Origin of the sequence: Comamonas sp. B21-038, from assembly GCF_022387135.1 — a bacterium.
Taxonomy (GTDB): Bacteria; Pseudomonadota; Gammaproteobacteria; order Burkholderiales; family Burkholderiaceae_C; genus Comamonas; species Comamonas sediminis.
In genome coordinates this window covers 2,325,769-2,346,842 of the sequence record NZ_CP092462.1, presented here as the reverse complement: position 1 = coordinate 2,346,842, position 21,074 = coordinate 2,325,769, and the positions used below count along the sequence as shown (strand labels likewise).

Here is a 21,074-nt window from a genome sequence, read left to right as displayed (position 1 = left end):
ATGGCACGCATCAGCGCATCGGTATTTACGTCGCACGTGCCCGCCATTGGCGTGGCCATCGACCAGGGCAAGACCCAGGAGGCTTATTGGCAGCCGCTTTTCAAAGGCTATGAATACTCGCGCCAGTGGATGCGCGATAACCGGCCCGATGTCATTTTTCTGATTTACAACGACCACGCCACGGCTTTCAGCCTGGATCTCATTCCCACCTTCGCGATAGGGACCGGGGCCGAGTACTTCCCCGCCGATGAAGGCTGGGGGCCGCGCCGCGTGCCCAAGGTGGTGGGGCATCCCCAGTTGGCATCCCATATTGCGCAGTCGGTGATCCAGCAGGACTTTGACCTGACCATCGTCAACCAACTGGACGTGGACCATGGGCTGACGGTTCCGCTGTCTTTGATGTGCGGAGAGCAGCCGGTGGACGGAGCCTGGCCTTGTCCGGTGATTCCCTTTGCGGTGAATGTGGTGCAGTACCCGGTGCCTTCGGGCCAACGCTGCTTCAACCTGGGCCGTTCGATCCGCAAAGCCGTGGAGAGCTTTGACGAGGACCTCAATGTTCAGATCTGGGGGACGGGAGGCATGAGCCACCAACTGCAAGGTGCACGCGCGGGGCTGATCAACCAGGAATGGGACAACTGCTTTCTGGACCAGCTCGTCCATCACCCTGCGACCTTGGCCAAGGTACCCCATATCGACTATGTACGTGAAGCAGGCTCGGAAGGCATCGAGCTGGTCATGTGGCTGATTGCGCGGGGTGCCATGGCGGATGTCGATGACCCGGCGAGAACGCCGACGGTCAAACACCGCTTCTACCACGTGCCGGCCTCCAACACCGCTGTGGGTCACCTGATTCTAGAGAACGGTTGAAAAACACTTATGCCGCTGATTTTCGGTATGTATCGCCCCGGCGCTCTCTGGGGCACCCAGACTTTCTGGAGGATGTCATGACACTTCGCAAGCTCAAAGTGGCGCTCGCAGGAGCGGGCGCCTTCGGCCTCAAACACCTTGAGGGCATCCGCCAGATCCCCGGGGCGGAAGTCGTCTCCCTTGTCGACCCGGATCTGTCCAAGGCGCGCGAGCTGGCCGAGCAGTATGGGATTGGGCATGTGGCCACCAATCTGCAGGACAGCCTGGCGCGACCGGAGGTGGATGCGGTCATTCTGTGCACGCCCACGCAGATGCACGCCAGCCAGGCCCGCCAGTGTCTGCTGGCCGGCAAGCATGTGCAGGTCGAAATTCCGCTGGCCGACCGGCTCGAGGATGCGCTGGCCGTGGTGGCCCTGCAAAAATCCAGTGGATTGGTGGCCATGTGCGGGCACACCCGCCGCTTCAACCCCAGCCACCAGTGGGTTCAGCAACGGGTGCAGGCGGGCAGGTTCAAACTCCAGCAATTGGATGTGCAGACCTACTTCTTCCGGCGCAGCAATATGAATGCGTTGGGCCAGCCGCGCAGCTGGACGGACCATCTGCTTTGGCACCATGCGGCCCACACCGTGGATCTGTTCGCCCACCAGGCAGCCAGCCCCATTGTCCAGGCCAATGCGGTGCAGGGGCCGCTGCACCCGGAGCTGGGCATTGCGATGGACATGGGCATCGTGCTCAAAGCCGCCAACGGCGCCATCTGCACGTTGAGCCTGTCGTTCAACAACGATGGTCCTTTGGGAACCTTCTTTCGCTATATCGGCGATACAGGGACCTATGTGGCCCGCTACGATGGGCTGGTCAATGGCAAGGATGAGGCCATCGATGTATCCGGGGTGGATGTATCGATGAATGGCATTGAACTGCAGGACCGTGAGTTTTTTGCGGCGATCCGGGAGGGCCGCCAACCGCGCTCGAGCATCTCCCAGGTACTGCCTTGCTACCAGGTTCTGCATGCATTGGAGCAGCAGCTGCAGTAATATCCACCCAAGCCGCCGCTGACCGCCCGCACAAGTTTCAGCGGGCGGTTTGGTTTTTGAGGAGAGATGATGAGTGAGCGTTCTATAGGCCCCTTCCAGGTTGGTCCCGTCGCGCTGGGATGCATGAACCTGAGCCATGCCTATGGCCACCCGGCCACGGCCGAGCAATCCCAGGCGCTGCTGCATGCAGCGCTGGATGCTGGCGTCGACCTGTTCGATACCGCAGCGCTGTATGGCTTTGGCGCCAATGAGTCGTTGGTGGGGCCGATCCTCAGGCCCCACCGCAGCCGGATCACGCTGGCCAGCAAGGGCGGCATGGCTGGCGAGCGAGGGGACGATGGCGCCATGCGCCGTGTGATCGATGGCCATCCCAGAACATTGCGCCGCAACTGCGAAGACAGCCTGAAGCGCCTGGGGACCGATGTCATCGACCTGTATTACCTGCACCGCTGGGATCCCCGGGTGCCGATCGAAGAGTCGGTCGGTGAAATGTCGCGCCTGGTGGAGGAGGGCAAGGTGCGGGCGCTGGGTGTGTCAGAAGTCGGTGTCGACACCTTGCGCCGTGCCCATGCCACTTACCCGATTGCAGCCTTGCAGAGCGAGTATTCGCTGTGGTCGCGCAATGCCGAGCTGGGCACCTTGCAGGCCAGCCGCGAACTGGGCATTGCCTATGTGGCCTTCAGTCCGATGGGCCGGGCTTTTCTGTCGGGCAAATTGCCCGCTGACACCACCTGGGTGCCAGGAGACATCCGTGCCGGCATGCCACGCTTTCAGCCCGAGGCCTATGCAGCGAATCTGCGGCTGCTGGCCCCCATGCAAGCCATTGCGAAGCGCGCGGACTGCAGCCTGGCCGAACTGGCCATTGCCTGGGTGCTGCACCAGGGCGAGCATGTGGTGGCATTGCCAGGCACCACCCGTATCGATCACCTGCATGAAAATCTGCGCGGTGGCCAGGTGGCCTTGGATGCTGCGTTGCTGGCCGAGCTTGACGCGCTGTTTGCACCCGAGGCGATCCGTGGTGACCGCTATGCGCTGGCCTCGCAGCGCGAGGTGGATACCGAGAAATATGCGTTTGAGCAGCGCTGATGCCAGGCTGATAGACGGCTGGTAGCGTACGCAGAGCCTGAGGCAGATCACGCTGCCTGCAGGCTCTGCCATCTTTGGCTGCCTGTAGCCCATCCTGGACTGCTGTTACACGGTCAGATAACCACCATCGACGGGGATGACGGCACCGTTGACAAAAGATGCCGCTGGCGAGCACAGAAACCCGATGACTGCCGCCACTTCGGCGGCCTGGCCCCAGCGCTGCAGCGGGGTGCGGGACAGAATCGTTGCCGAGGCGGCTGGGTCGGCCATCAGCCCCTCGCTCAGCGGCGTAGCGATCCAGCCGGGCGCTACCGCATTGACGCGCACGCCTTCATGCGCCCAGGTTTGTGCAAGGGAGCGCGTCAGTTGCATGATGCCACCCTTGCTGGCGCTGTAAGCGGGGCGGTCCTTGCTGCCGAAATAGCTGTACATCGAGGCCACGTTGACAATGCAGCCGCTGCTTTGCAACAGGCGTGGGGCTGCGGCCATCGATGCCCGCATGACCGCAGTGAGGTTGGTGTGCAGCACTTGCAGGAAGGCCTCCGGTTCGTACTCCTGCGCATGCCGGCTGATGCCTGCTGCGTTGATCAGCGCATCGAGTCGGGGTAGCGCGGCGATGGTCTGCTGCAGTTGGCCGCTGTCGCAGACATCCAGCTCGATGCACCGGATGCGGGGATGGCGCGGGGCATGCCGCCCGTGCGCATCCAGCCCCAGCGCAAGCACGGAGGCGCCGGCCTCGGCAAAATGCAGCGCCGTGCTTGCACCGATGCCGGAAGTGCCTCCAGTTACGAGGATGGTTCTTTGTTCCTGGGAGTTGTTCATTGCGGTGTCCTAACGCTTGTGGTTGCGGCCCATCGGCGGGCTGACCAGAATCTTGATCTGCGAACGGTCCTGCACCAGTGCTGCAAAGCCTTCGCTGACTGCGTGCTCCAGCGGAACCGTCTTCGTGATGATCGAGGTGGGGTCGAAGCGGCCCGCTTCGATGAGGCCCATCAGCTCTTGGTAGACATCGCGGTAACCGACGCTGGCGACCAGGCTCAACTCGCGGTTGACGGCGTCGAATGCGTCGAGGCGGGCCTCGGACATCAGGCCGACCATGACCATGTTTCCGCCTTTGCGCAGTGCGCGCAACGCCCCTTCAAAGGTGGCTTGCAGACCTGCGGCCTCAAAGCTGGTGTCCACGCCCAAGCCGTCGGTGGCCGAGGCAATGGTGTGCCGCAAGGCGCGAGGAGTGAGGCCCTTGCCGTCGATGACCAGGCTGGCACCAGCCTGTCGTGCCATTTCAAGGCGCTGCGGCGATACATCCACCGCAATGATGGTGCCTGCTCCCTGCAGTTTGGCGAGCTGGACCAGCAGCAATCCGATGGGGCCCAGCCCAAAGATGGCGCAGCTGCCGCCAGCCGGCAGCTGGCTGCGGCGCAGCGCATGCAGTGCGACGGCGGCGGGCTCCATCACGGCAGCCTGCTCCAGGCTTACCCCTTCGGGCAGGCGGTGCAGCATATAACTGGGCACCACGGCAAAGTCGGCCATGCCGCCATCGCCCATCAGCCCGGCGAAGCCCATATCGGCGCAGAGGTTGTAGGCGCCGCTGCGGCAGTAGGCGCAGTGGCTGCAGCGGTATTCGGGTTCCACCGCGACGCGGTCGCCCACCTGCAGGCTGCTGACCGCGCTCCCCAGCTCGACCACCGTGCCGCAGAACTCGTGGCCCAAGGTCAGTGGCGCGGTACGGCCCGAGACTGCGTGGGGGGTGCCAACGGGGATAGCATGCGGCCCCGATTCGAATTCGTGCAGATCGCTGCCGCAGATGCCGCAGTATTGCACGGCGATGCGTACTTCCTGAGGTCCGGGCTTCGGGGTCGGGATCTGCTCCACGCGCAGGTCCTGGGCGCTGTGCCAGCGCAGTGCGCGCATCATGGCGTTGCTCCTGCCGCCGCACGGCGTTGCAGCACCAGCGGTGCGGTTTCCTTCAAACCCAGCGCAAGCGCACCGGCGATCAATGCGCCGCCTGCCGACATCCACATTGCGACGGGCAGGCCGTAATGGTCTGCCGCAAAGCCCGCAATCGTGGGGGCGAGGAAGCCGCCTACCAGTTCGCCCGCGCCCATGATGAGACCGAGCGCGCCCGTCAGCACTTGGGGCGGAACGGTTTCTGCGGGGACGGTGGCCATGAAGAGCGTGAAACAGCCCAGGCCGGTATAGGTGAAGAACACCACCATACCCAGTGCGAGGACGGAGTCACCGTAGATCAAGGCGATGGGGCACAGTGCCGCAATCGGCGCAAAGATGACCAGGGTGGGTTTGCGTCCGATGCGGTCGGAGATGGCTGGCACCGCAAAGCCCCAGAATACCCAGGCGGCGCCCAGGCAGCTCATCACAAAGCCCATGTCAGCGGCCGAGAACTCGCGGTACTTGACGAGGAAGGTGGGTGCAAACGAGATGATGATGATGAACCAGGTGAGGAAGAAGCAGCTGATCAGCATGCACAGCAATACATTGCGCTCCCGCAGCAGCGCCCAGCGGTTGATGGCAGGCGCCTTGGCCTGGGTGGCCGCTGGGGCTTGGCCTGGATGCTCATGGACCCAGCGCCAGATGGACAGGGCGATCAAAATGCCAGGAATGACAGTGACATAGAAGGCGACGCGCCAGCCGAAATTCGTGGCCAGACCAATGACCACGGGCGGGCCAATCATTGCGCCAATCAGGCCCGCAGACGAGCCCTGCAGCAGGCCCATGTTCAGGCCGCGCCGCGCTGGGGTGGAGCTTTGGATCATCAAAGACTGGGCAATGGGCAGCACCGGCCCTTCAGCCAGGCCCATCAGCGCGCGGAACACCAGCAAGCTGACGAAGCCGCCCACCAGCCCGGACATGGCCGAGCAGATGGAAAACCCCAGCACGGACACCACCAGCAGCGCCTTGCGCTTGGAGCGCGAATCGGACCAGGCACCTGCGATGGCCCCGGAGATGGCCCAAGTCAGCGCCAGGGCCGATGAGATCATGCCCAGCTGGGTTTGGCTCAGGTCGAGCTCATCCTGCATGAACGGGAACAGAAACGACAGGGCCAGGCGGTCAAAGAAGACAAAGCCAAAGGTCAGGAAGAGGATCAGCAACAGCCGATTCTCGTAGGTCCACAAGGAGCGAGAGGGGGTTGGGTGCATGGTGTTCTCCAGAGTCGGTGGCCGTTAGCGGAAGAGCTTTTCCACGGCTTCGGCGCCCAGACCCACTTTTTCGTAATGGGCCTTGCACATGGCGATGTAGGAATGGACATCAAAGTAGCCGTCCGGTTTGCCCTGCTCGTCCAGCCAGATCAGCGGACCCTTGACGATGAAGAAGGCCCGCATGGGTTCGGGATGGTCGAACGCCACCAAGGTATGGCCTTCTCCGGGCGTCTCGTAGACGAAGTCGCCCTTGGTCGCTGTCCAGTCATGCTCCAGATAGCCCCATTTGCCGGAGATCGTGTAGGCAAAGACTTCATGGGGGTGGTAGTGGCGGTTGACCAGGCCGGCTTGCTTGGCCATCAGGATGTCGCACCACTTGTTCTGGGATGGCGAGATCCAGAGAGGCCGCGAGAACACGGTGTCGGTGAACGGCACATACAGGCGTTCGTCTTCGGGCACGGCGTTGGGGGTGTACACCTCTGGCAGTGCATCGGGCATGAAGGGGTTGGCGATGGGGCTGAGGCTTTGCCAAAACTCGCTGCTGGCTTTTTCGACCATGGTTGTGCTCCTTGAATAGCGGAATAGGAAATGGAAAGAGGGCAAGGCTGGCGATGGCGCCAAGCGGATGCAGCCCGGACTGATGAAGGTCACCGGAGAGCGGGGGGCAGGGCAGCCGAAGACGCTGCCGTCACTGTCTGGGGGAGGGGTGTCTGTCAGGTTTGCGCGTCCAACTCCGACTGAGACAGCGCGGAGACGCAATGCCTGGCCAGGCGGTGGTGGGGGGGAACGGCATGCAGGGTCTCCTTGGCTCTATGTGTGGGGGATGTGAAACTTCATTCTGTGGAAGATGTCCCCAACGACCTAGGTGCCCGTATAGCTAGCAGCTATAGCAAAATGGCATAATAATAGCTAAAAATTATTAATATTCAATGCACTAAAGAGGGTGGCTATGAATTTGCAGCAAATCGAAACTTTTGTCGCTGTTGCCGAGACCGGCAGTTTCAGCAAAGCGGCGATGTTGTCCGATTCAGCGCAGCCGGCACTGAGCCGTCAGGTGCGGGCGCTCGAGATGGAACTGCGCGAGACGCTGCTGATCCGTACCGGGCGGGGTGTGACCTTGACGGAGGCAGGGCGCCGGTTGCTCGAACATAGCCATGCGATCTTGCAGCATGTGGCCCAAGCCAAGGAGGATCTGGGTTGCGAGCGCAATGAACCGGTAGGCCGCATCGTCGTGGGCCTGCCCCCGAGCCTGGCCCGGCGTTTGACCTTGCCACTGATCGATGCCTTCAGCTGCACGATGCCCAAGGCGCGCATCGCCATCGTCGAAGGCTTCTCGGTGCAGATGGCCGAATGGCTGGCCTCCGGGCGCATGGATCTGGGTCTGGTCTATGCACCCGAACCCCATCCCCATATTGAAACCACGCCAGTGCTTCAGGAGCGGCTGTGTTTGGTGGGCCCCGCCTCCGCGCTGGGAGGGCTGGGGACGCTGGGCTTTGAGGGACTGTCTGCGTTTCCGCTGATCATGCCCCAGTACGGCCAAATCTTCCGCAAGCTGATGGAAGCACAGGCCAGGCTCTCCCAGGTCAAACTCAATGTTGTCTGGGAGGTGTCCAGTGTTCCTGCCATTTTGGACCTGGTGCGCGGCGGCTATGGGTATGCTGCGTTGACGCGCAGCGCCCTTGACGGGCATGAAGTGGGTGACCAACTCGTCGTGGCACCGATCGAGACGCCTGCGGTGATGATCCCTCTGTTCATGGCCCAATCGGCCAAGCGCAAGGCCACACCGTTGCTGCGCTGCACAGCTGCTGTGCTGCATGAGCTGGCCACCCAGGTGTGCAAAAAGGCCGAACTGGCTGCGAATGCTGCAGGTGAGCCGCTGGCCTAGGCGCTTCATCGTAAATTTGTGTAGCAAATGCACTGCTGCACGGAGTCAGTGCCGCCGCGCTCACTACAATGCGGAGGCTTGACAAGGCGCCCTTGCGCGCCATGGGCTGCGGGCGCCGAAGGGCCTGCAGGTCGCTTTGCTGCCACACTCCGCTCGGGTTCTGTGTTGGCACCCCTACAATGCAGTGCAACTGGTTCAATGACATGAAGATACTGCTTTGTAACGATGATGGTTATCAAGCGCCCGGCATCGTGGCGTTGCATGATGCATTGCAGGCAGTGGCCGATGTCGAGGTGGTCGCACCAGAACACAACAACAGTGCCAAATCCAATGCGCTGACCTTGCATTCGCCGTTGTACGTGCAGCGTGCCGCCAATGGCTTCCGCTACGTCAATGGTACGCCGGCGGACTGCGTGCATATCGCGCTGACGGGGCTATTGGGTTATAGGCCTGATCTGGTCATCTCCGGCATCAATAACGGTGCCAATATGGGCGATGACACCATCTACTCGGGCACCGTGGGCGCTGCGATGGAAGGCTATCTGTTCGGCATCCCGGCGATGGCCTTCTCCCAGATCGACAAGGGTTGGGGCGAGCTGGAGTCAGCCGCCAAAAAGGCCTGCGAGCTGGTGCAGCAGTTCGAGGCCTCCAAGCTCGTCACGCTCAAGCCCTGGCTGCTCAATATCAATATTCCCAATCTGCCGTTTGCGCAGATCAAGCCCCTCAAGCTGTGCCGCCTGGGGCGCAGGCATGCGGCAGAGAAAGTCATCACCCAGACCAGCCCCCGGGGCGAGACCATGTACTGGATCGGCAATGCCGGCCTGGCCATGGATGATGCAGAGGGCACCGACTTCCATGCGACGGCGGCAGGCCATATGGCGGTGACACCGCTGAAGGTGGATTTGACCGACCATGAGAGCCTGGCCTATTGGGCGCAGACGGCCACCAGTTTGCGCAGCAACGACCTGGAGGTGCCAGGGTGACCTTGCGCAAGCCCGGCTTTCCTGCCCGTGGTGCCCTGCCTGTGAGCACCAAGCCCCAGGCGAGCAGCGTGCACCGGCAATGGGCCAGGCTGCCGGCGGAGCTGTCACCGGTGCCGATGGCCGTGCGTGAATCGCTCGGCCCCGAAAGCGTGGATTTCACATCGGCGCGCTTGCGCATGGTGCAGCGCCTGGCCGCATCGGGGGTGGAGCACACCCGGGTGCTGAAGGTGATGAATTCGGTGCTGCGCCACCAGTTTGTTGACAGTGCACTGGCCGTTCAAGCCTATGAAGACACCAGTTTGCCTATAGGATTAGGGCAGACCATCTCCAAGCCCAGCGTGGTGGCACGGATGTGCGAGCTGCTGCTGCAATCTCCGGCAGGCAAAATGGGGCTGGGGCGCATTTTGGAGATTGGCACCGGCTGCGGCTACCAGGCGGCGGTTTTGAGCCTGATGGCCAAGGAGGTGTATACCATTGAGCGGCTGCGTGCGTTGCATGAAAAGGCGCGGGTCAACCTGCGGCCTTTGCGGCTGGCCAATGTGCACCTGATCCTGGGCGATGGCATGCTGGGTTTTGAGAAGGGTGCGCCTTACGCCGGGATCATCGCAGCGGCTGGTGGGGATTCCGTCCCGCAGGCATGGTGCGACCAGCTGGCGGAAGGCGGCCGGCTCGTGGCCCCGGTGATGGGACCGGGCCAGCAACAGGTTTTGCTCGTCGTGGACCGCAGTGCTGATGGGTTTCAGCGCACGGTTCTGGAGCATGTTCATTTCGTGCCCCTAAAATCGGGGCTTGGTTAAGAAGGATAGGTATGTTGGATTCACGTGGTGTTTTGACGTGGGGTGCCAGTGTGGTGGCAGCCATGGTGCTGGCAGGATGCGGTAGTACATCGCTGAACCAAGCGCCCGTGGAAGATCGGGGCTTGTCGGCAGGTCGCGCACCGACGTCGACCACGGCCACCCCGAACCGCATTGATCCAGCAACCCTGCCGGGTGCCGAAAACGCGGGCAAGCCTGGTTACTACACCGTCAAGCCGGGCGAGACCTTGATGCGCATTGCCGCCGACAACGGCCAGAACTGGCGTGACATCGCGCGCTGGAGCAATTTGGAAAATCCGAATGTCATCGAAGTGGGTCAGGTGCTGCGCGTGGTGCCACCGGTCACGGCCACCGCCACCGCTGCCCCGGCAGCTACCGCACCTGCAGTAACCGGCGCCAACACGCCAGCGGCGACGCCTGCACCGGCCCCGGCGCCTGCTGCTGCAGCGTCTGCACCCGCTGCAGCCGATGGCAACCTGGGCTTTATCTGGCCCTCGTCGGGCGCCGTGATTGCGGGCTTTGACGACGCGCGCAACAAGGGTCTGGACATCGGTGGCAAGGCGGGTGACCCCGTCGTGGCAGCCGCCGATGGCCGCGTGATCTACTCGGGGGCCGGCCTGCGCGGCTACGGCAACCTGATTCTGATCAAGCACAACAACACCTACCTGACCGCCTACGCCCATAACCAAACCTTGCTGGTCAAGGACGACCAGGTCGTCAAGAAGGGCCAGAAGATTGCCGAGATGGGCAGCTCCGACGCCGACCGCGTGAAGCTGCACTTCGAGGTGCGCCGCCAGGGCAAGCCGGTCGATCCATCGCGCTACCTGCCTTCCCGCTGATGCCAGGTCCTTCATTGAAGCCGACATCGCCGCCCGCCGACGATGTCGGCTTTTCCCATTTGGACGACGCTGCGCTGGCGCCGCAAGAAGGGGATGAAGAGCCGGCGGAGGTCGAGTCGCAGAGCTGGGAAAGCCGGACGGTCACCGCTGGCGTGGATGCGCACGGCATGCGCCTGGACAAGGCGCTGGCGCTGTGGGTGCCGGAGTTCTCGCGCAGCTATCTGCAGGCCTTGCTGCTGCAAGGCGCAGTGCTGGTCAATGGCAAATCCGGTCTCAAGCCCAGTGCCAAGGTCAAGGCCGGTGACCAGGCGGTGGTCGAGCTGCGCCCCACACAGCAAAGCCAGGCGTTCTTGCCGCAGGATATTCCGCTGGACGTGGTCTACCAGGATGAGCACCTGCTCATCATCAACAAGCCTGCCGGCATGGTGGTGCACCCGGCGCCGGGCAACTGGAGTGGTACCTTGCTCAATGCGCTGCTGGCCCACGACGCGAAGGCGGCCCAGCTGCCGCGCGCAGGCATCGTGCACCGGCTGGACAAGGACACCAGCGGCCTGATGGTGGTCGCGCGCGAGCGCCAGACGATGGACGCGCTGGTCAAGCTGATCGCTGCACGCGATGTGCGCCGCAACTACCTGGCGCTGGGCCACAAGCCCTGGCAGGGCGCGGCGCAGACCTCGGTCAGCCTGCCCATTGGCCGCGATCCGCGCAACCGCCTGCGCATGGCGGCGGTCGATCTGGCCCAGCACCCAGGCAAACCGGCGCGTACCGATATCCGCCTGCTGGTCAATGGCCAGCAAGGTTGCGCGGTGTTCTGCAGCCTGCATACCGGGCGCACCCACCAGATCCGCGTGCATATGGCTTCGCTCCAGCACCCACTGCTGGCCGACACGCTCTATGGCGGCACGCCTGCGGCTGGCATGGAGCGCCAGGCCCTGCATGCGCTGCGGCTGGCCTTTGTCCATCCGGTCACGGGCCAGAGCATGTCCTGGTTCGCGATGCCGCCCGCCGATATCACCTCGGCGATGGAAAATTGGGATCTTCGGTATAATTTGGCGGAATTGGCCTAAGCGCTGCCCCTGCAGGTCTGGTTTTTCAGCCAGCGCAAACACCCGGTTTGCACACTGCATCGGTGGCGCCCAGTGCCGGCGGCTATGGGCGCTTATGCCTGCGCCGTGATCTTGGCCATGCAAACGCGGCCCTCTTGATACGCATTCCTTTGTCTCAACACGCAGCTGCGCGCTGGCGTGAAAACAGGGATTTATCGCATGCATACTTTGGAAGCAAAACGGGTGCTGGAGACTGCGCTGATCTGCGCGCCCCAGCCCATCACCGTGCGTGAGCTGCGGGGATTGTTTGCGGATGATCTGGGAACGGACACGCTCAAGGTGCTGTTGCAGGAGCTGCAACTGGACTGGGCGCACCGGGGGGTGGAACTGGTGCAGGTGGCATCGGGCTGGCGCTTTCAGAGCCGGCCGGAGATGCGCGAATACCTCGATCGCCTGCACCCGGAAAAACCGCCCAAGTACTCGCGTGCGACTCTGGAAACCTTGGCCATCATTGCCTATCGGCAGCCGGTGACCCGTGGCGATATCGAAGATATCCGGGGTGTGACGGTCAACAGCTTGATCATCAAGCAGCTGGAAGACCGGGGTTGGGTGGAAGTGATTGGCTACCGGGAGACCATCGGGCGGCCTGCGCTGCTGGCAACCACCCGGCAGTTTTTGGATGATCTGGGCCTGCAGTCGCTGGACCAGTTGCCCGAGCTGGACAGCAGCAACCAGACGCAGGCGATGTTTGACAGCCTGCCGCTGGAGGCGCCGCAAGGCGAGGCCGAGCAGCAGGACGCAGGGCCAGCGGATGCCGAGGCATTCGAGCTGGTGGGCGAGTCGATGGCCATGGCGGCGCCGGTTGCCGATGGCGAGGCGTTGGAAGACGCAGAGGATGCGCAGACTTTGCCTGAGGCTGGGTCTGCTGATGATGAAGATGCGGCCGCCGTGACGGCGGCAGAGTCCCCGCAGGCAGGTGGTGATGCGGATGCCGCCACTGCCGGGGTTGAAGACAAAGATGCGGATCCTTTGGTCCGTGATGACGATGCACATAATTCCGCAGCAGGCGGGGTAGAAAAGCAAAAAGATGATGAGTGATACCAGCGATATGAATGCGCCCCAGGACGGAGATAAGGTCTTGCAAGAAGGTGCTGCGCCGTCTGAAAAGCGCCGTGCACCGCGCAAGCGTGCCGCGCCGGCGCAAGCCGTGCCGGCAGATACGGCCGACGCGGCAGCGGCCCACGAAGGCGAGGGTGAAGGGTCGGCGCAGCCGGCTGCCGAGCCTCGTACACGCCGTGATGGCGAGCAGCGCGTGAGCCGTTACCCGGCCCGGGCTCGCCGTTTCCGTGAGCGTGATGGACAGCCGCGTGATGCGCAGGGCGCAGAAGGCGATGCGCCTGCCGCCCGTGGCCGCGGTCCGGCGGGCCGTCCGCAACGCCATGCCGAGCCGGAAGGCTATGCATTCGAGGACGTGGTGGCTGGCGCGCTGGAGGCGGCGGAAGACTCGGATGCACCGGCTCCGGTCAAGCGCGTGCTCCAGCCCCATGTGGAAGCGCCCAAGCTGCACAAGCTGCTGGCGCAGGCCGGCATGGGCTCGCGCCTGGAGATGGAGCGCCTGATTCTGGAAGGCCGCATCTCCGTCAACAATGAGCCGGCCCACGTGGGTCAGCGCATTTTGCACAGTGACAAGATCCGTGTGAACGGCAAGCTGATCACGTTCCGCATCGAGCAGCCGCCAGCGCGCGTGCTGGCCTACCACAAGCCAGTGGGCGAGGTGGTAACGCATGACGATCCGCAGAACCGCCCAACGGTGTTCCGCAAGCTGCCGCGCGTCTCGCACGGCAAGTGGCAGTCCATTGGCCGTCTTGATCTGAATACCGAAGGTCTGCTGCTGTTCACCAACTCCGGTGAGCTGGCCAACAACCTGATGCACCCGCGCTTCGGTCTGGAGCGTGAGTACGCGGTGCGCGTGCTGGGCGCGCTGACCAATGAAGAAAAGGCCTTGCTGCTGGCTGGTGTGAACCTGGAAGACGGCGTGGCCAGCTTCGGCTCCATCGACGATGGCGGTGGCGAGGGCGCCAACTGCTGGTACCGGGTCACCATCTCCGAAGGCCGCAACCGCGAAGTGCGCCGCATGTTCGAGTCGGTCGGTCACGCGGTCAGCCGCCTGATCCGTATCCGCTACGGTGCCATGGTGCTGCCGCGCGGCTTGCGCCGGGGCTCCTGGGTGGAGCTCGATCAGCGCGACATCCAGGCGCTGACGGTGGCTGCCGGCGGTGTGGTCGAGCGCAAGCCCCGTGAGCAGAATGCGGCTGGCCGGGGAGGGCGCAGTGACAACCGTCCCCAGCACAACGGCCCGCGCCCATCGGTCGGCCCGGCCAAGAACACCCGCGGTGGCGGCTTGCGCAAGGCACCCGAGAAGCGCAATACCCAGCCCGATCCGATGAAGACCTCGCTGGGCTACATCGGTCATGACAGCCTGACGCGTCAGCGCCAGGGCCAACGCAAGAGCGGTGGCGGATTCAAGCGCGGTGGAAGGTCGTAGTCACGCCGCTGACTTCCAGGACACCGTACAATCAAAGGTTTGCTTTCAGAGCAAAAAAACCATCAACAGGAAATTTATTATGGCAATCGAACGTACCCTCTCGATCATCAAGCCCGATGCAGTGGCTAAGAATGTTATCGGTCAAATCTACGCACGCTTTGAAGCTGCTGGCCTGAAGATCGTGGCCGCCAAGCTGGTGCAACTGTCGCGTCAAGACGCTGAGCAGTTCTATGCTGTGCACGCTGCCCGTCCTTTCTTCAAGGATCTGGTGGACTTCATGATCTCCGGTCCTGTGATGATCCAGGCTCTGGAAGGCGAAAACGCCATCCTGAAGAACCGTGAGCTGATGGGCGCTACCGACCCCAAGAAGGCCGACAAGGGCACGATCCGCGCTGACTTCGCTGACAGCATCGACGCCAACGCCGTGCACGGCTCCGACGCCGCTGAGACCGCTGCTGTGGAAGTGGCGTTCTTCTTCCCCGGCATGAACGTTTACTCCCGTTAATTGACTTGTGCGCGGCCTTCAGGCCGCGTGGCATAGGTAAGTGGCCCGAGCGTATATCCATGACCACCAATTTGCTTGATTTTGATTTGGCTGGTTTGACCGCCTTTTGCGAAGGGCTGGGAGAGAAGCGCTTCCGGGCCACGCAGCTTTTTCGCTGGATCCACCAGCGCGGTGCAGCCGATTTCGACCAGATGACCGATCTGGCCAAGTCCCTGCGCGAAAAACTCAAGGGCACGGCCCATGTCACGGCCTTGCCCGTGATCACCGAGCATGTGTCCTCCGACGGAACGGTCAAGTGGCTGTTCGACGTGGGTGACGGCAATGCCGTCGAATCCGTATTCATTCCCGAAGATGACCGTGGCACCTTGTGCGTCTCTTCGCAGGCAGGTTGCGCGGTGGGATGCCGCTTTTGCTCGACGGGGCACCAGGGCTTCAGCCGCAACCTGACCACCGGCGAGATCATGGCGCAGCTGTGGTTTGCCGAACACGCGCTGCGCAAGCGCCTGGGGCGCGATGAGCGCATCATCTCCAATGTGGTGATGATGGGCATGGGCGAGCCCCTGCAAAATTACACGGCCCTGGTGCCCGCGCTGCGCACCATGCTCGATGACCATGGCTATGGCCTGTCGCGCCGCCGCGTCACCGTTTCCACCTCAGGTGTGGTGCCGATGATGGATCGCCTGTCGCAGGACTGTGCGGTGGCTCTGGCGGTCTCGCTGCATGCACCCAACGATCCCCTGCGCGATGCCCTGGTGCCGCTGAACAAGAAATACCCGCTCGACGAGCTGATGCAGTCCTGCCGCCGCTACCTGGAGTTTGCGCCGCGTGACTTCATTACCTTTGAGTACTGCATGCTCGATGGCGTCAACGACCAACCCGAGCATGCCCAGCAATTGATAGCACTGGTGCGAGAGTATGCGGGCAACGGCGGGGCATGGTGCAAGTTCAATTTGATTCCATTCAACCCTTTTCCGGCATCGGGTCTGTTACGATCACCTGCCAACCGGGTGACCGAATTTGCCAAGATGCTCTCGGATGCCGGTGTGGTGACCACCGTGCGCAAGACCCGGGGCGATGACATCGATGCGGCCTGTGGCCAGCTCGCTGGCGATGTGAAAGACCGCACCAAAGCGGCGGAGCGCATGGCCAAGAACCGGGTCATACCGCTGGCACAAGTCTAGAAATAGTCCAATCAGTTTGAGGAGGGTGTGCATGCAAGAGGCTGTGACAACAGGGCAACCGAGGGTGCATCGCCTCACGGCTGCCACCTTTTTAGGCTTGGCCCTGATAGGTGGTTTGTCGGGCTGCGGTACCGCCAGTAACACGGCCCGCGAGGATGCCGCCTATGTCACGCAATCCGATGAGAGCGAGATCCACCGGCGCGCACGCATCCGGCTGGAACTGGCAGCGAGCTATTTCCAGACCGGCCGCGCCACGATCGCGCTCGACGAGATCAAGCAGGTGCTGGCGCTGGATCCTTCCAATGGCGATGCCTACAACATGCGCGGGCTCATCTACATGCAGTTGGGCGAGCCGGACATTGCCGACGAGAGCTTCAGCAAGGCACAGTCGCTCAAGCCCACTGATGCGAACATCATGCACAACCATGGCTGGTTGCTCTGCCAAGAGAAAAAATACGACGCGGCAGACCGCTACTTCAACCAGGCTCTGGTGCAGCGCCAGTATTTTCAACAAGCCAAGACCTTGATGGCGCAGGGCCTGTGCCACGAGGCCGCCGGCAAGCCTGCCGAGGCCGAGGCGAGCTTGCTCAAGGCCTATGAGTACGATGCGGGCAACCCGGTAGTCAGCTTCAATTTGGCCAAGCTGATGAACCAGCGTGGCGACCCGCGCCGCGCCCAGTTCTATATCCGCCGCCTCAACAATGGCGAGCTGGCCAATTCCGAGTCCTTGTTCCTCGGTATTCAAATTGAAAAAGCCCTGGGTGATGGAGCGAGCGCGCGTTCGCTGGCAGCCCAATTGCAAAAGCGTTTCCCCGACTCCAAAGAGGCGGCACGTATTGCTGGTGGAGGCGTGCTGTGATCGAGTCTGATATCCAAGAAGCAACCAACGCAAACCATGCAGCCACGGGTGCACCCCTCAGCGCGGGCGAGATGCTGCGCCATGCGCGCGAGGAGCTGGGCTACCACCTGCCCGCCGTGGCAGCGCACCTGAAGGTGTCCGTCCACAAGCTCGAAGCGCTGGAAGCGGGCGACTGGAGCGCCTTCCCGGATGTGGTCTTTGTGCGCGCGCTGGCCTCTGCCGTGTGCCGTGTGCTCAAGATCGATCCCGCGCCCGTGCTGGCCCAGCTGCCCAAGCCGCCTGGCAAGGACCTGAGCCCAGGCGTGGAAAGCGTCAAGACCCGCGTGGCCGTGGGCCCGGCGCAGAGCAAGAAAAATGACTTCCCCAGCAGCAAGCCCTTCCCCTGGATGGGGGTGGTCGTGCTGCTGATCGTGGCGACCGTCGGGGTGCTGTTCTATCCGCAGTTGGCAGACTACTGGAAGAGCCGGGCCGCCGCTTCTGCCCCCGCGCCTGTGCGCTCCAACAACGTCGCCGGCGTGGCTGACCAGTCCGAGTCGGTCGCGCTGGGTGGTAGCTCGACCGATCCGGTGCCCGAGGCGCCGGCCAATGGCCCCGCCGAAGTGGGTGGCACTGCTGCGCTGGCAGGCCCGGTTAGCCCAGCCGCTACAGCCCCGGTGGCGGCTGCTCCTGCAGAAGGCGCGCCATTGTTGCATTTCAAGGCTAGCCAGGACAGCTGGGTGCAGGTCAAGGAAGCCAGTGGCAAGGTGGTGTTTGAGAAGACCATCCGTGCCGGCGCGACCGAAGATATCGCGGCCACGCCGCCCCTCAAGCTCATCGTGGGCAATGCGGTGGGTGTGGAGATGCAGCTGCGCGGGTCGGTTTTTGATCTGAAAAAAGTGACCAAGGGCAGCACCGCCCGTTTTGAGGTGAATTAAGTGCAAGAAGAGAACATCCTGTTGCCCGTGCCCATGGTGGCGCCGGCCGCCCGCAAAAGTCGCCAGGCCCGTGTGGTCTGGGGTGACCGTGTGGTGACGGTGGGGGGCGATGCGCCCGTGCGCATACAGTCGATGACGAATACCGACACCGTGGATGTGATCGAGACGGCCATCCAGGTCAAGGAGCTGGCGCAGGCGGGCTCGGAGATGGTGCGCATCACCGTCAACACGCCAGAGGCCGCAGCTGCGGTGCCCTATGTGCGCGAGCAGCTCGACCGCATGGGTGAGAACGTGCCGCTGGTGGGCGACTTCCACTACAACGGCCACCGCCTGCTGACCGAGTTTCCTGACTGCGCCAAGGCGCTGTCCAAGTACCGGATCAACCCCGGCAATGTAGGCAAGGGCGACAAGAAGGACAAGCAGTTCGGCCAGATGATCGAGGCGGCCATGCAGTACGACAAGGCCGTGCGCATTGGCGTGAACTGGGGCAGCCTGGACCAGGAGCTGCTGGCCGAGCTGATGGACGAGAACAACCGCCGCGCCGTACCCTGGGATGGGCGCCAGGTGATGTATGAGGCGCTGATCACCTCGGCCATTTCCTCAGCGCAGCGTGCCGAGGAAATGGGGCTGAACGGCGACCAGATCATTCTGTCCTGCAAGGTCAGTGGCGTGCAGGATCTGGTGGCGGTCTACCGCGGCCTGTCCGCCCGCTGCGACTATGCCCTGCACCTGGGTTTGACCGAGGCGGGCATGGGTACCAAGGGCACGGTGGCCTCAGCCGCTGCGCTGTCGATCCTGCTGCAAGATGGCATTGGCGACACCATTCGCGTGTCGCTGACCCCGCAGCCGGGCGAGGCCCGCACGCAGGAGGTGGTGGTCGCCAGCGAGATTCTGCAAGCGATGGGCATGCGCAGCTTTGTGCCCAGCGTCACCGCCTGTCCGGGCTGTGGCCGCACCACCAGCACCACCTTCCAGGAGCTGGCGCGCGACATCGACCAGCACCTGCGCTCGCAAATGCCGGTATGGCGTGTGAAGTACCCCGGCGTCGAGAAGATGAAGGTGGCCGTGATGGGCTGCATCGTCAATGGCCCTGGTGAAAGCAAGCATGCCGATATCGGCATCAGCCTGCCGGGCAATGGCGAATCGCCCGCAGCGCCCGTCTTCATTGACGGCGAAAAGGCCATGACCTTGCGCGGTGACCGGATTGCGCAGGAGTTCCACGAGATCGTGCAGGCCTATGTGGAACGCCGCTACGGTGCTGCCAAGGTAGATAATTGATAGCTGCACTTGCTGGCCTGGCAAGTGTTTGCAAGCATACTGAACAGAGAGATTGAAGCCCATGGGCATGAATGAAAAGCTGGCCGCCATCAAAGGCATGAACGATATCCTGCCGCCCGATTCGGCCATGTGGGAATGGTTTGAAGGCAAGGTGCGCGACTTGATGGGGCGCTTCGCGTACCGCAACATCCGCACGCCGCTGGCAGAACACACGGCGCTGTTTGTGCGCGGTCTGGGCGAGGTCACCGACATTGTCGAGAAGGAAATGTATTCCTTCGAAGACCGGGCTGACAAGCATGGCCAAGCCGAGCACCTGACCCTGCGCCCCGAAGGCACCGCCGGTGTGGTGCGCGCCGTGGTCGAGAACAACATGCTCTATGACGGCGGCAAGCGCCTGTTCTACATCGGCGCCATGTTCCGCCGTGAGAAGCCGCAGCGAGGCCGCTACCGCCAGTTCCACCAGGTCGGCGTTGAAGCCATGGGCTTTGGCGGCGCCGAGCTCGATGCCGAAGTCATCCTGCTGGCGGCGCAGCTGTGGAAGGACCTGGGCATTGAAGGCGTGCGCCTGGAGCTCAACAGCCTGGGCCAGCCCGAGGAGCGCCGCGCCCACCGCGAGGCATTGGTGGCCTATTTTGAGCAGCACACCGATGTGATGGACGAAGAAGGCAAGCGCCGCATGTACAGCAATCCGCTGCGCGTGCTCGATACCAAGAACCCGGCGATGCAGGCGATGGTCAATGCTGCGCCCCAACTGCTGGACTTTCTGGGTGAGGATTCCAAGGCCCACTTGAAGGCCGTGCAGGACATTCTGGACGCCAATGGTGTGGCCTGGTCGGTCAACCCGCGCCTGGTGCGCGGCATGGACTACTACAACCTGACGGTGTTCGAGTTCATCACCGACAAACTCGGCTCGCAAGGCACGATCTGTGGCGGCGGCCGTTATGACTACCTGATCGAGCAGATCGGCGGCAAGCCCGCACCAGCCGTGGGCTGGGGCATGGGCATCGAGCGCGTTCTGGAGCTGATCAAGGAGCTGAATATCCAGTGGGATCGCCCGTCTATTGACGCCTACGCTATCCTGCCGGACGCAGTATTGCTGCCGCAAGCCATGCGTGTGATCCAGACCTTGCGACAAGCAGGGGTGCGGGTGCAGATGCATGGCTCGGCCGTGGCAGGAAGCCTGGGCAGCATGAAGTCGCAGTTCAAGAAGGCCGATGCCAGCGGCGCCGCGTGCGCACTGATCTTTGGCAGCGACGAGATGCAGCGCGGCATGGTGACCGTCAAGCAACTGCGCGATGGCGAGGGGGCCCAGGCCGAACATGCGATCGACGCCGTGGCCCACTGGGCAGCGCAACTGCGCGCATAAGTGCAGCCTCGGCTGCAAGCAATTTTTTGAACCAACTCCCTTAGAACAATATGGCTACGCATTTAGATCTGGAAGAACAGGAACAGATAGACCAGCTCAAGCACTTCTGGAACAAGTGGGGCACCTTGATCACCACGGTGCTGGTGATTATGCTGGGTGGCTTTGCCGCCTGGAACGGCTACCAGTACTGGCAGAACCGCCAGGCCTCGCAAGCCAGCGCGCTGTCGTCTGCGGTCGAGGCTGCGGTCAACTCCGGTGACAAGACCCGCATCGACCAGGCCTTTGGCGACCTGCGCAGCAACTATGGCAGCACCATGCAAGCGGCACATGCCGGCCTGCTGGTGGCCAAGGCTGCGGGTGACAAGGGCCAGATGGACGATGCCAAGGCCGCGCTCACCTGGGTGGCAGAAAATGCTTCGGATGAGGGCCTCAAGGCCACTGCCCGCGTGCGTTTGGCTGCGGTGCTGCTCAACAGCCAGGCCTACGATGAGGCGCTCAAGGTGCTGGGCACCAAGATGCCGACCGAGTTCGATGCCGTGGTGGCAGACCACAAGGGTGATGTTTATCTGGCCAAGGGCGACAAGGCGCAAGCCATTGAGTCGTACAAGGCGGCTTTGCAAAAGACCGAACCGGGCGTGGAATACCGCAACGTGATCTCCGTCAAGCTCAATGCGCTGGGCGAAGATCTGAAGTGATGGATGGCAGAAGGCAGTGCG

The 21,074-nt window shown here is 62.9% G+C and carries 21 protein-coding genes; 17 read left to right on the top strand and 4 right to left on the bottom strand.

Annotated elements, in window-relative coordinates; all coding sequences use genetic code 11:
* The 3 genes from MJ205_RS10685 (at position 1) to MJ205_RS10675 (ending at position 2,987) form a co-directional block, all read left to right on the top strand.
* On the top strand, positions 1-867 hold the full coding sequence (locus MJ205_RS10685; protein ID WP_239812413.1) for a class III extradiol dioxygenase subunit beta: 867 nt from the start codon (positions 1-3) through the stop codon (positions 865-867).
* Positions 868-944: 77 nt separating this feature from the next.
* Positions 945-1,901 (top strand): Gfo/Idh/MocA family oxidoreductase, encoded by a 957-nt coding sequence (locus MJ205_RS10680; protein ID WP_239812412.1) that lies wholly within the window; start codon positions 945-947, stop codon positions 1,899-1,901.
* Between the two features lie 69 nt (positions 1,902-1,970).
* Complete coding sequence (locus MJ205_RS10675; RefSeq protein WP_239812411.1) at positions 1,971-2,987, top strand: aldo/keto reductase; 1,017 nt, start codon at positions 1,971-1,973, stop codon at positions 2,985-2,987.
* 105 nt (positions 2,988-3,092) lie between these two features.
* On the opposite strand, the gene MJ205_RS10670 is transcribed toward MJ205_RS10675, so the two are convergent.
* Genes MJ205_RS10670 through MJ205_RS10655 form a run of 4 tightly spaced genes read right to left on the bottom strand, consistent with a single transcriptional unit; the run spans position 3,093 to position 6,700 of the window.
* Positions 3,093-3,809 (bottom strand): SDR family NAD(P)-dependent oxidoreductase, encoded by a 717-nt coding sequence (locus tag MJ205_RS10670; protein ID WP_239812410.1) that lies wholly within the window; start codon positions 3,807-3,809, stop codon positions 3,093-3,095.
* A gap of 9 nt (positions 3,810-3,818) precedes the next feature.
* Positions 3,819-4,898, bottom strand: coding sequence for a 2,3-butanediol dehydrogenase (locus MJ205_RS10665; protein WP_239812721.1), 1,080 nt, complete (start codon positions 4,896-4,898; stop codon positions 3,819-3,821).
* Positions 4,898-6,142 carry an MFS transporter gene (locus tag MJ205_RS10660; RefSeq protein WP_239812409.1) on the bottom strand — a complete coding sequence of 415 codons (1,245 nt, stop codon included), beginning with the start codon at positions 6,140-6,142 and terminating at the stop codon, positions 4,898-4,900. The genes MJ205_RS10665 and MJ205_RS10660 overlap by 1 nt, the downstream gene beginning before the upstream one ends.
* Positions 6,143-6,166: 24 nt before the next feature.
* Positions 6,167-6,700, bottom strand: coding sequence for a 2,4'-dihydroxyacetophenone dioxygenase family protein (locus tag MJ205_RS10655; RefSeq protein WP_239812408.1), 534 nt, complete (start codon positions 6,698-6,700; stop codon positions 6,167-6,169).
* Between the two features lie 391 nt (positions 6,701-7,091).
* Between MJ205_RS10655 and MJ205_RS10650 the strand changes: the two genes are divergently transcribed.
* The 14 genes from MJ205_RS10650 (at position 7,092) to MJ205_RS10585 (ending at position 21,053) form a co-directional block, all read left to right on the top strand.
* Positions 7,092-8,027 (top strand): LysR family transcriptional regulator, encoded by a 936-nt coding sequence (locus MJ205_RS10650; RefSeq protein ID WP_239812407.1) that lies wholly within the window; start codon positions 7,092-7,094, stop codon positions 8,025-8,027.
* A gap of 203 nt (positions 8,028-8,230) precedes the next feature.
* On the top strand, positions 8,231-9,010 hold the full coding sequence (surE, locus tag MJ205_RS10645; protein WP_239812406.1) for a 5'/3'-nucleotidase SurE: 780 nt from the start codon (positions 8,231-8,233) through the stop codon (positions 9,008-9,010).
* The gene (locus tag MJ205_RS10640; protein ID WP_394681916.1) at positions 9,007-9,807 is read left to right on the top strand and encodes a protein-L-isoaspartate(D-aspartate) O-methyltransferase; all 801 of its coding nucleotides are present in this window, start codon (positions 9,007-9,009) and stop codon (positions 9,805-9,807) included. The genes surE and MJ205_RS10640 overlap by 4 nt, the downstream gene beginning before the upstream one ends.
* Positions 9,808-9,818: 11 nt before the next feature.
* Positions 9,819-10,664 carry a peptidoglycan DD-metalloendopeptidase family protein gene (locus tag MJ205_RS10635; protein ID WP_239812405.1) on the top strand — a complete coding sequence of 282 codons (846 nt, stop codon included), beginning with the start codon at positions 9,819-9,821 and terminating at the stop codon, positions 10,662-10,664.
* Entirely contained in the window at positions 10,664-11,731 is a 1,068-nt protein-coding gene (locus MJ205_RS10630; RefSeq protein WP_446715068.1) for an RluA family pseudouridine synthase, read from the top strand. Before MJ205_RS10635 ends, MJ205_RS10630 begins: the two co-directional genes overlap by 1 nt.
* Positions 11,732-11,929: 198 nt before the next feature.
* Positions 11,930-12,808 (top strand): SMC-Scp complex subunit ScpB, encoded by an 879-nt coding sequence (gene scpB, locus MJ205_RS10625; RefSeq protein WP_239812404.1) that lies wholly within the window; start codon positions 11,930-11,932, stop codon positions 12,806-12,808.
* On the top strand, positions 12,798-14,255 hold the full coding sequence (locus MJ205_RS10620; protein ID WP_239812403.1) for a pseudouridine synthase: 1,458 nt from the start codon (positions 12,798-12,800) through the stop codon (positions 14,253-14,255). The genes scpB and MJ205_RS10620 overlap by 11 nt, the downstream gene beginning before the upstream one ends.
* A gap of 79 nt (positions 14,256-14,334) precedes the next feature.
* Entirely contained in the window at positions 14,335-14,760 is a 426-nt protein-coding gene (gene ndk / locus MJ205_RS10615; RefSeq protein WP_021027513.1) for a nucleoside-diphosphate kinase, read from the top strand.
* A gap of 59 nt (positions 14,761-14,819) precedes the next feature.
* Positions 14,820-15,941 (top strand): 23S rRNA (adenine(2503)-C(2))-methyltransferase RlmN, encoded by a 1,122-nt coding sequence (gene rlmN, locus MJ205_RS10610; RefSeq protein WP_239812402.1) that lies wholly within the window; start codon positions 14,820-14,822, stop codon positions 15,939-15,941.
* Between the two features lie 97 nt (positions 15,942-16,038).
* A complete protein-coding gene (gene pilW, locus MJ205_RS10605) occupies positions 16,039-16,800 on the top strand; it encodes a type IV pilus biogenesis/stability protein PilW (protein WP_239812401.1) in 762 nt (253 codons plus the stop codon).
* Entirely contained in the window at positions 16,797-17,714 is a 918-nt protein-coding gene (locus tag MJ205_RS10600) for a helix-turn-helix domain-containing protein (protein ID WP_239812400.1), read from the top strand. Before pilW ends, MJ205_RS10600 begins: the two co-directional genes overlap by 4 nt.
* Before the next feature lie 33 nt (positions 17,715-17,747).
* Positions 17,748-18,992: a flavodoxin-dependent (E)-4-hydroxy-3-methylbut-2-enyl-diphosphate synthase gene (gene ispG / locus MJ205_RS10595; RefSeq protein WP_239812719.1), complete on the top strand. Its 1,245-nt coding sequence runs from the start codon at positions 17,748-17,750 to the stop codon at positions 18,990-18,992.
* A gap of 61 nt (positions 18,993-19,053) precedes the next feature.
* Entirely contained in the window at positions 19,054-20,358 is a 1,305-nt protein-coding gene (gene hisS, locus MJ205_RS10590; RefSeq protein WP_239812399.1) for a histidine--tRNA ligase, read from the top strand.
* 50 nt (positions 20,359-20,408) lie between these two features.
* Positions 20,409-21,053 carry a YfgM family protein gene (locus tag MJ205_RS10585; RefSeq protein ID WP_239812398.1) on the top strand — a complete coding sequence of 215 codons (645 nt, stop codon included), beginning with the start codon at positions 20,409-20,411 and terminating at the stop codon, positions 21,051-21,053.
* The last annotated feature ends 21 nt before the right edge of the window (positions 21,054-21,074 follow it).

Coding starts and splice junctions, on each gene's coding strand:
- MJ205_RS10685 (WP_239812413.1), top strand. CDS start 1: ATGGCACGCATCAGCGCATCGGTATTTACGTCGCACGTGCCCGCCATT.
- MJ205_RS10680 (WP_239812412.1), top strand. CDS start 945: ATGACACTTCGCAAGCTCAAAGTGGCGCTCGCAGGAGCGGGCGCCTTC.
- MJ205_RS10675 (WP_239812411.1), top strand. CDS start 1,971: ATGAGTGAGCGTTCTATAGGCCCCTTCCAGGTTGGTCCCGTCGCGCTG.
- MJ205_RS10670 (WP_239812410.1), bottom strand. CDS start 3,809: ATGAACAACTCCCAGGAACAAAGAACCATCCTCGTAACTGGAGGCACT.
- MJ205_RS10665 (WP_239812721.1), bottom strand. CDS start 4,898: ATGCGCGCACTGCGCTGGCACAGCGCCCAGGACCTGCGCGTGGAGCAG.
- MJ205_RS10660 (WP_239812409.1), bottom strand. CDS start 6,142: ATGCACCCAACCCCCTCTCGCTCCTTGTGGACCTACGAGAATCGGCTG.
- MJ205_RS10655 (WP_239812408.1), bottom strand. CDS start 6,700: ATGGTCGAAAAAGCCAGCAGCGAGTTTTGGCAAAGCCTCAGCCCCATC.
- MJ205_RS10650 (WP_239812407.1), top strand. CDS start 7,092: ATGAATTTGCAGCAAATCGAAACTTTTGTCGCTGTTGCCGAGACCGGC.
- surE (WP_239812406.1), top strand. CDS start 8,231: ATGAAGATACTGCTTTGTAACGATGATGGTTATCAAGCGCCCGGCATC.
- MJ205_RS10635 (WP_239812405.1), top strand. CDS start 9,819: ATGTTGGATTCACGTGGTGTTTTGACGTGGGGTGCCAGTGTGGTGGCA.
- MJ205_RS10630 (WP_446715068.1), top strand. CDS start 10,664: ATGCCAGGTCCTTCATTGAAGCCGACATCGCCGCCCGCCGACGATGTC.
- scpB (WP_239812404.1), top strand. CDS start 11,930: ATGCATACTTTGGAAGCAAAACGGGTGCTGGAGACTGCGCTGATCTGC.
- MJ205_RS10620 (WP_239812403.1), top strand. CDS start 12,798: ATGATGAGTGATACCAGCGATATGAATGCGCCCCAGGACGGAGATAAG.
- ndk (WP_021027513.1), top strand. CDS start 14,335: ATGGCAATCGAACGTACCCTCTCGATCATCAAGCCCGATGCAGTGGCT.
- rlmN (WP_239812402.1), top strand. CDS start 14,820: ATGACCACCAATTTGCTTGATTTTGATTTGGCTGGTTTGACCGCCTTT.
- ispG (WP_239812719.1), top strand. CDS start 17,748: ATGGTGGCGCCGGCCGCCCGCAAAAGTCGCCAGGCCCGTGTGGTCTGG.
- hisS (WP_239812399.1), top strand. CDS start 19,054: ATGGGCATGAATGAAAAGCTGGCCGCCATCAAAGGCATGAACGATATC.
- MJ205_RS10585 (WP_239812398.1), top strand. CDS start 20,409: ATGGCTACGCATTTAGATCTGGAAGAACAGGAACAGATAGACCAGCTC.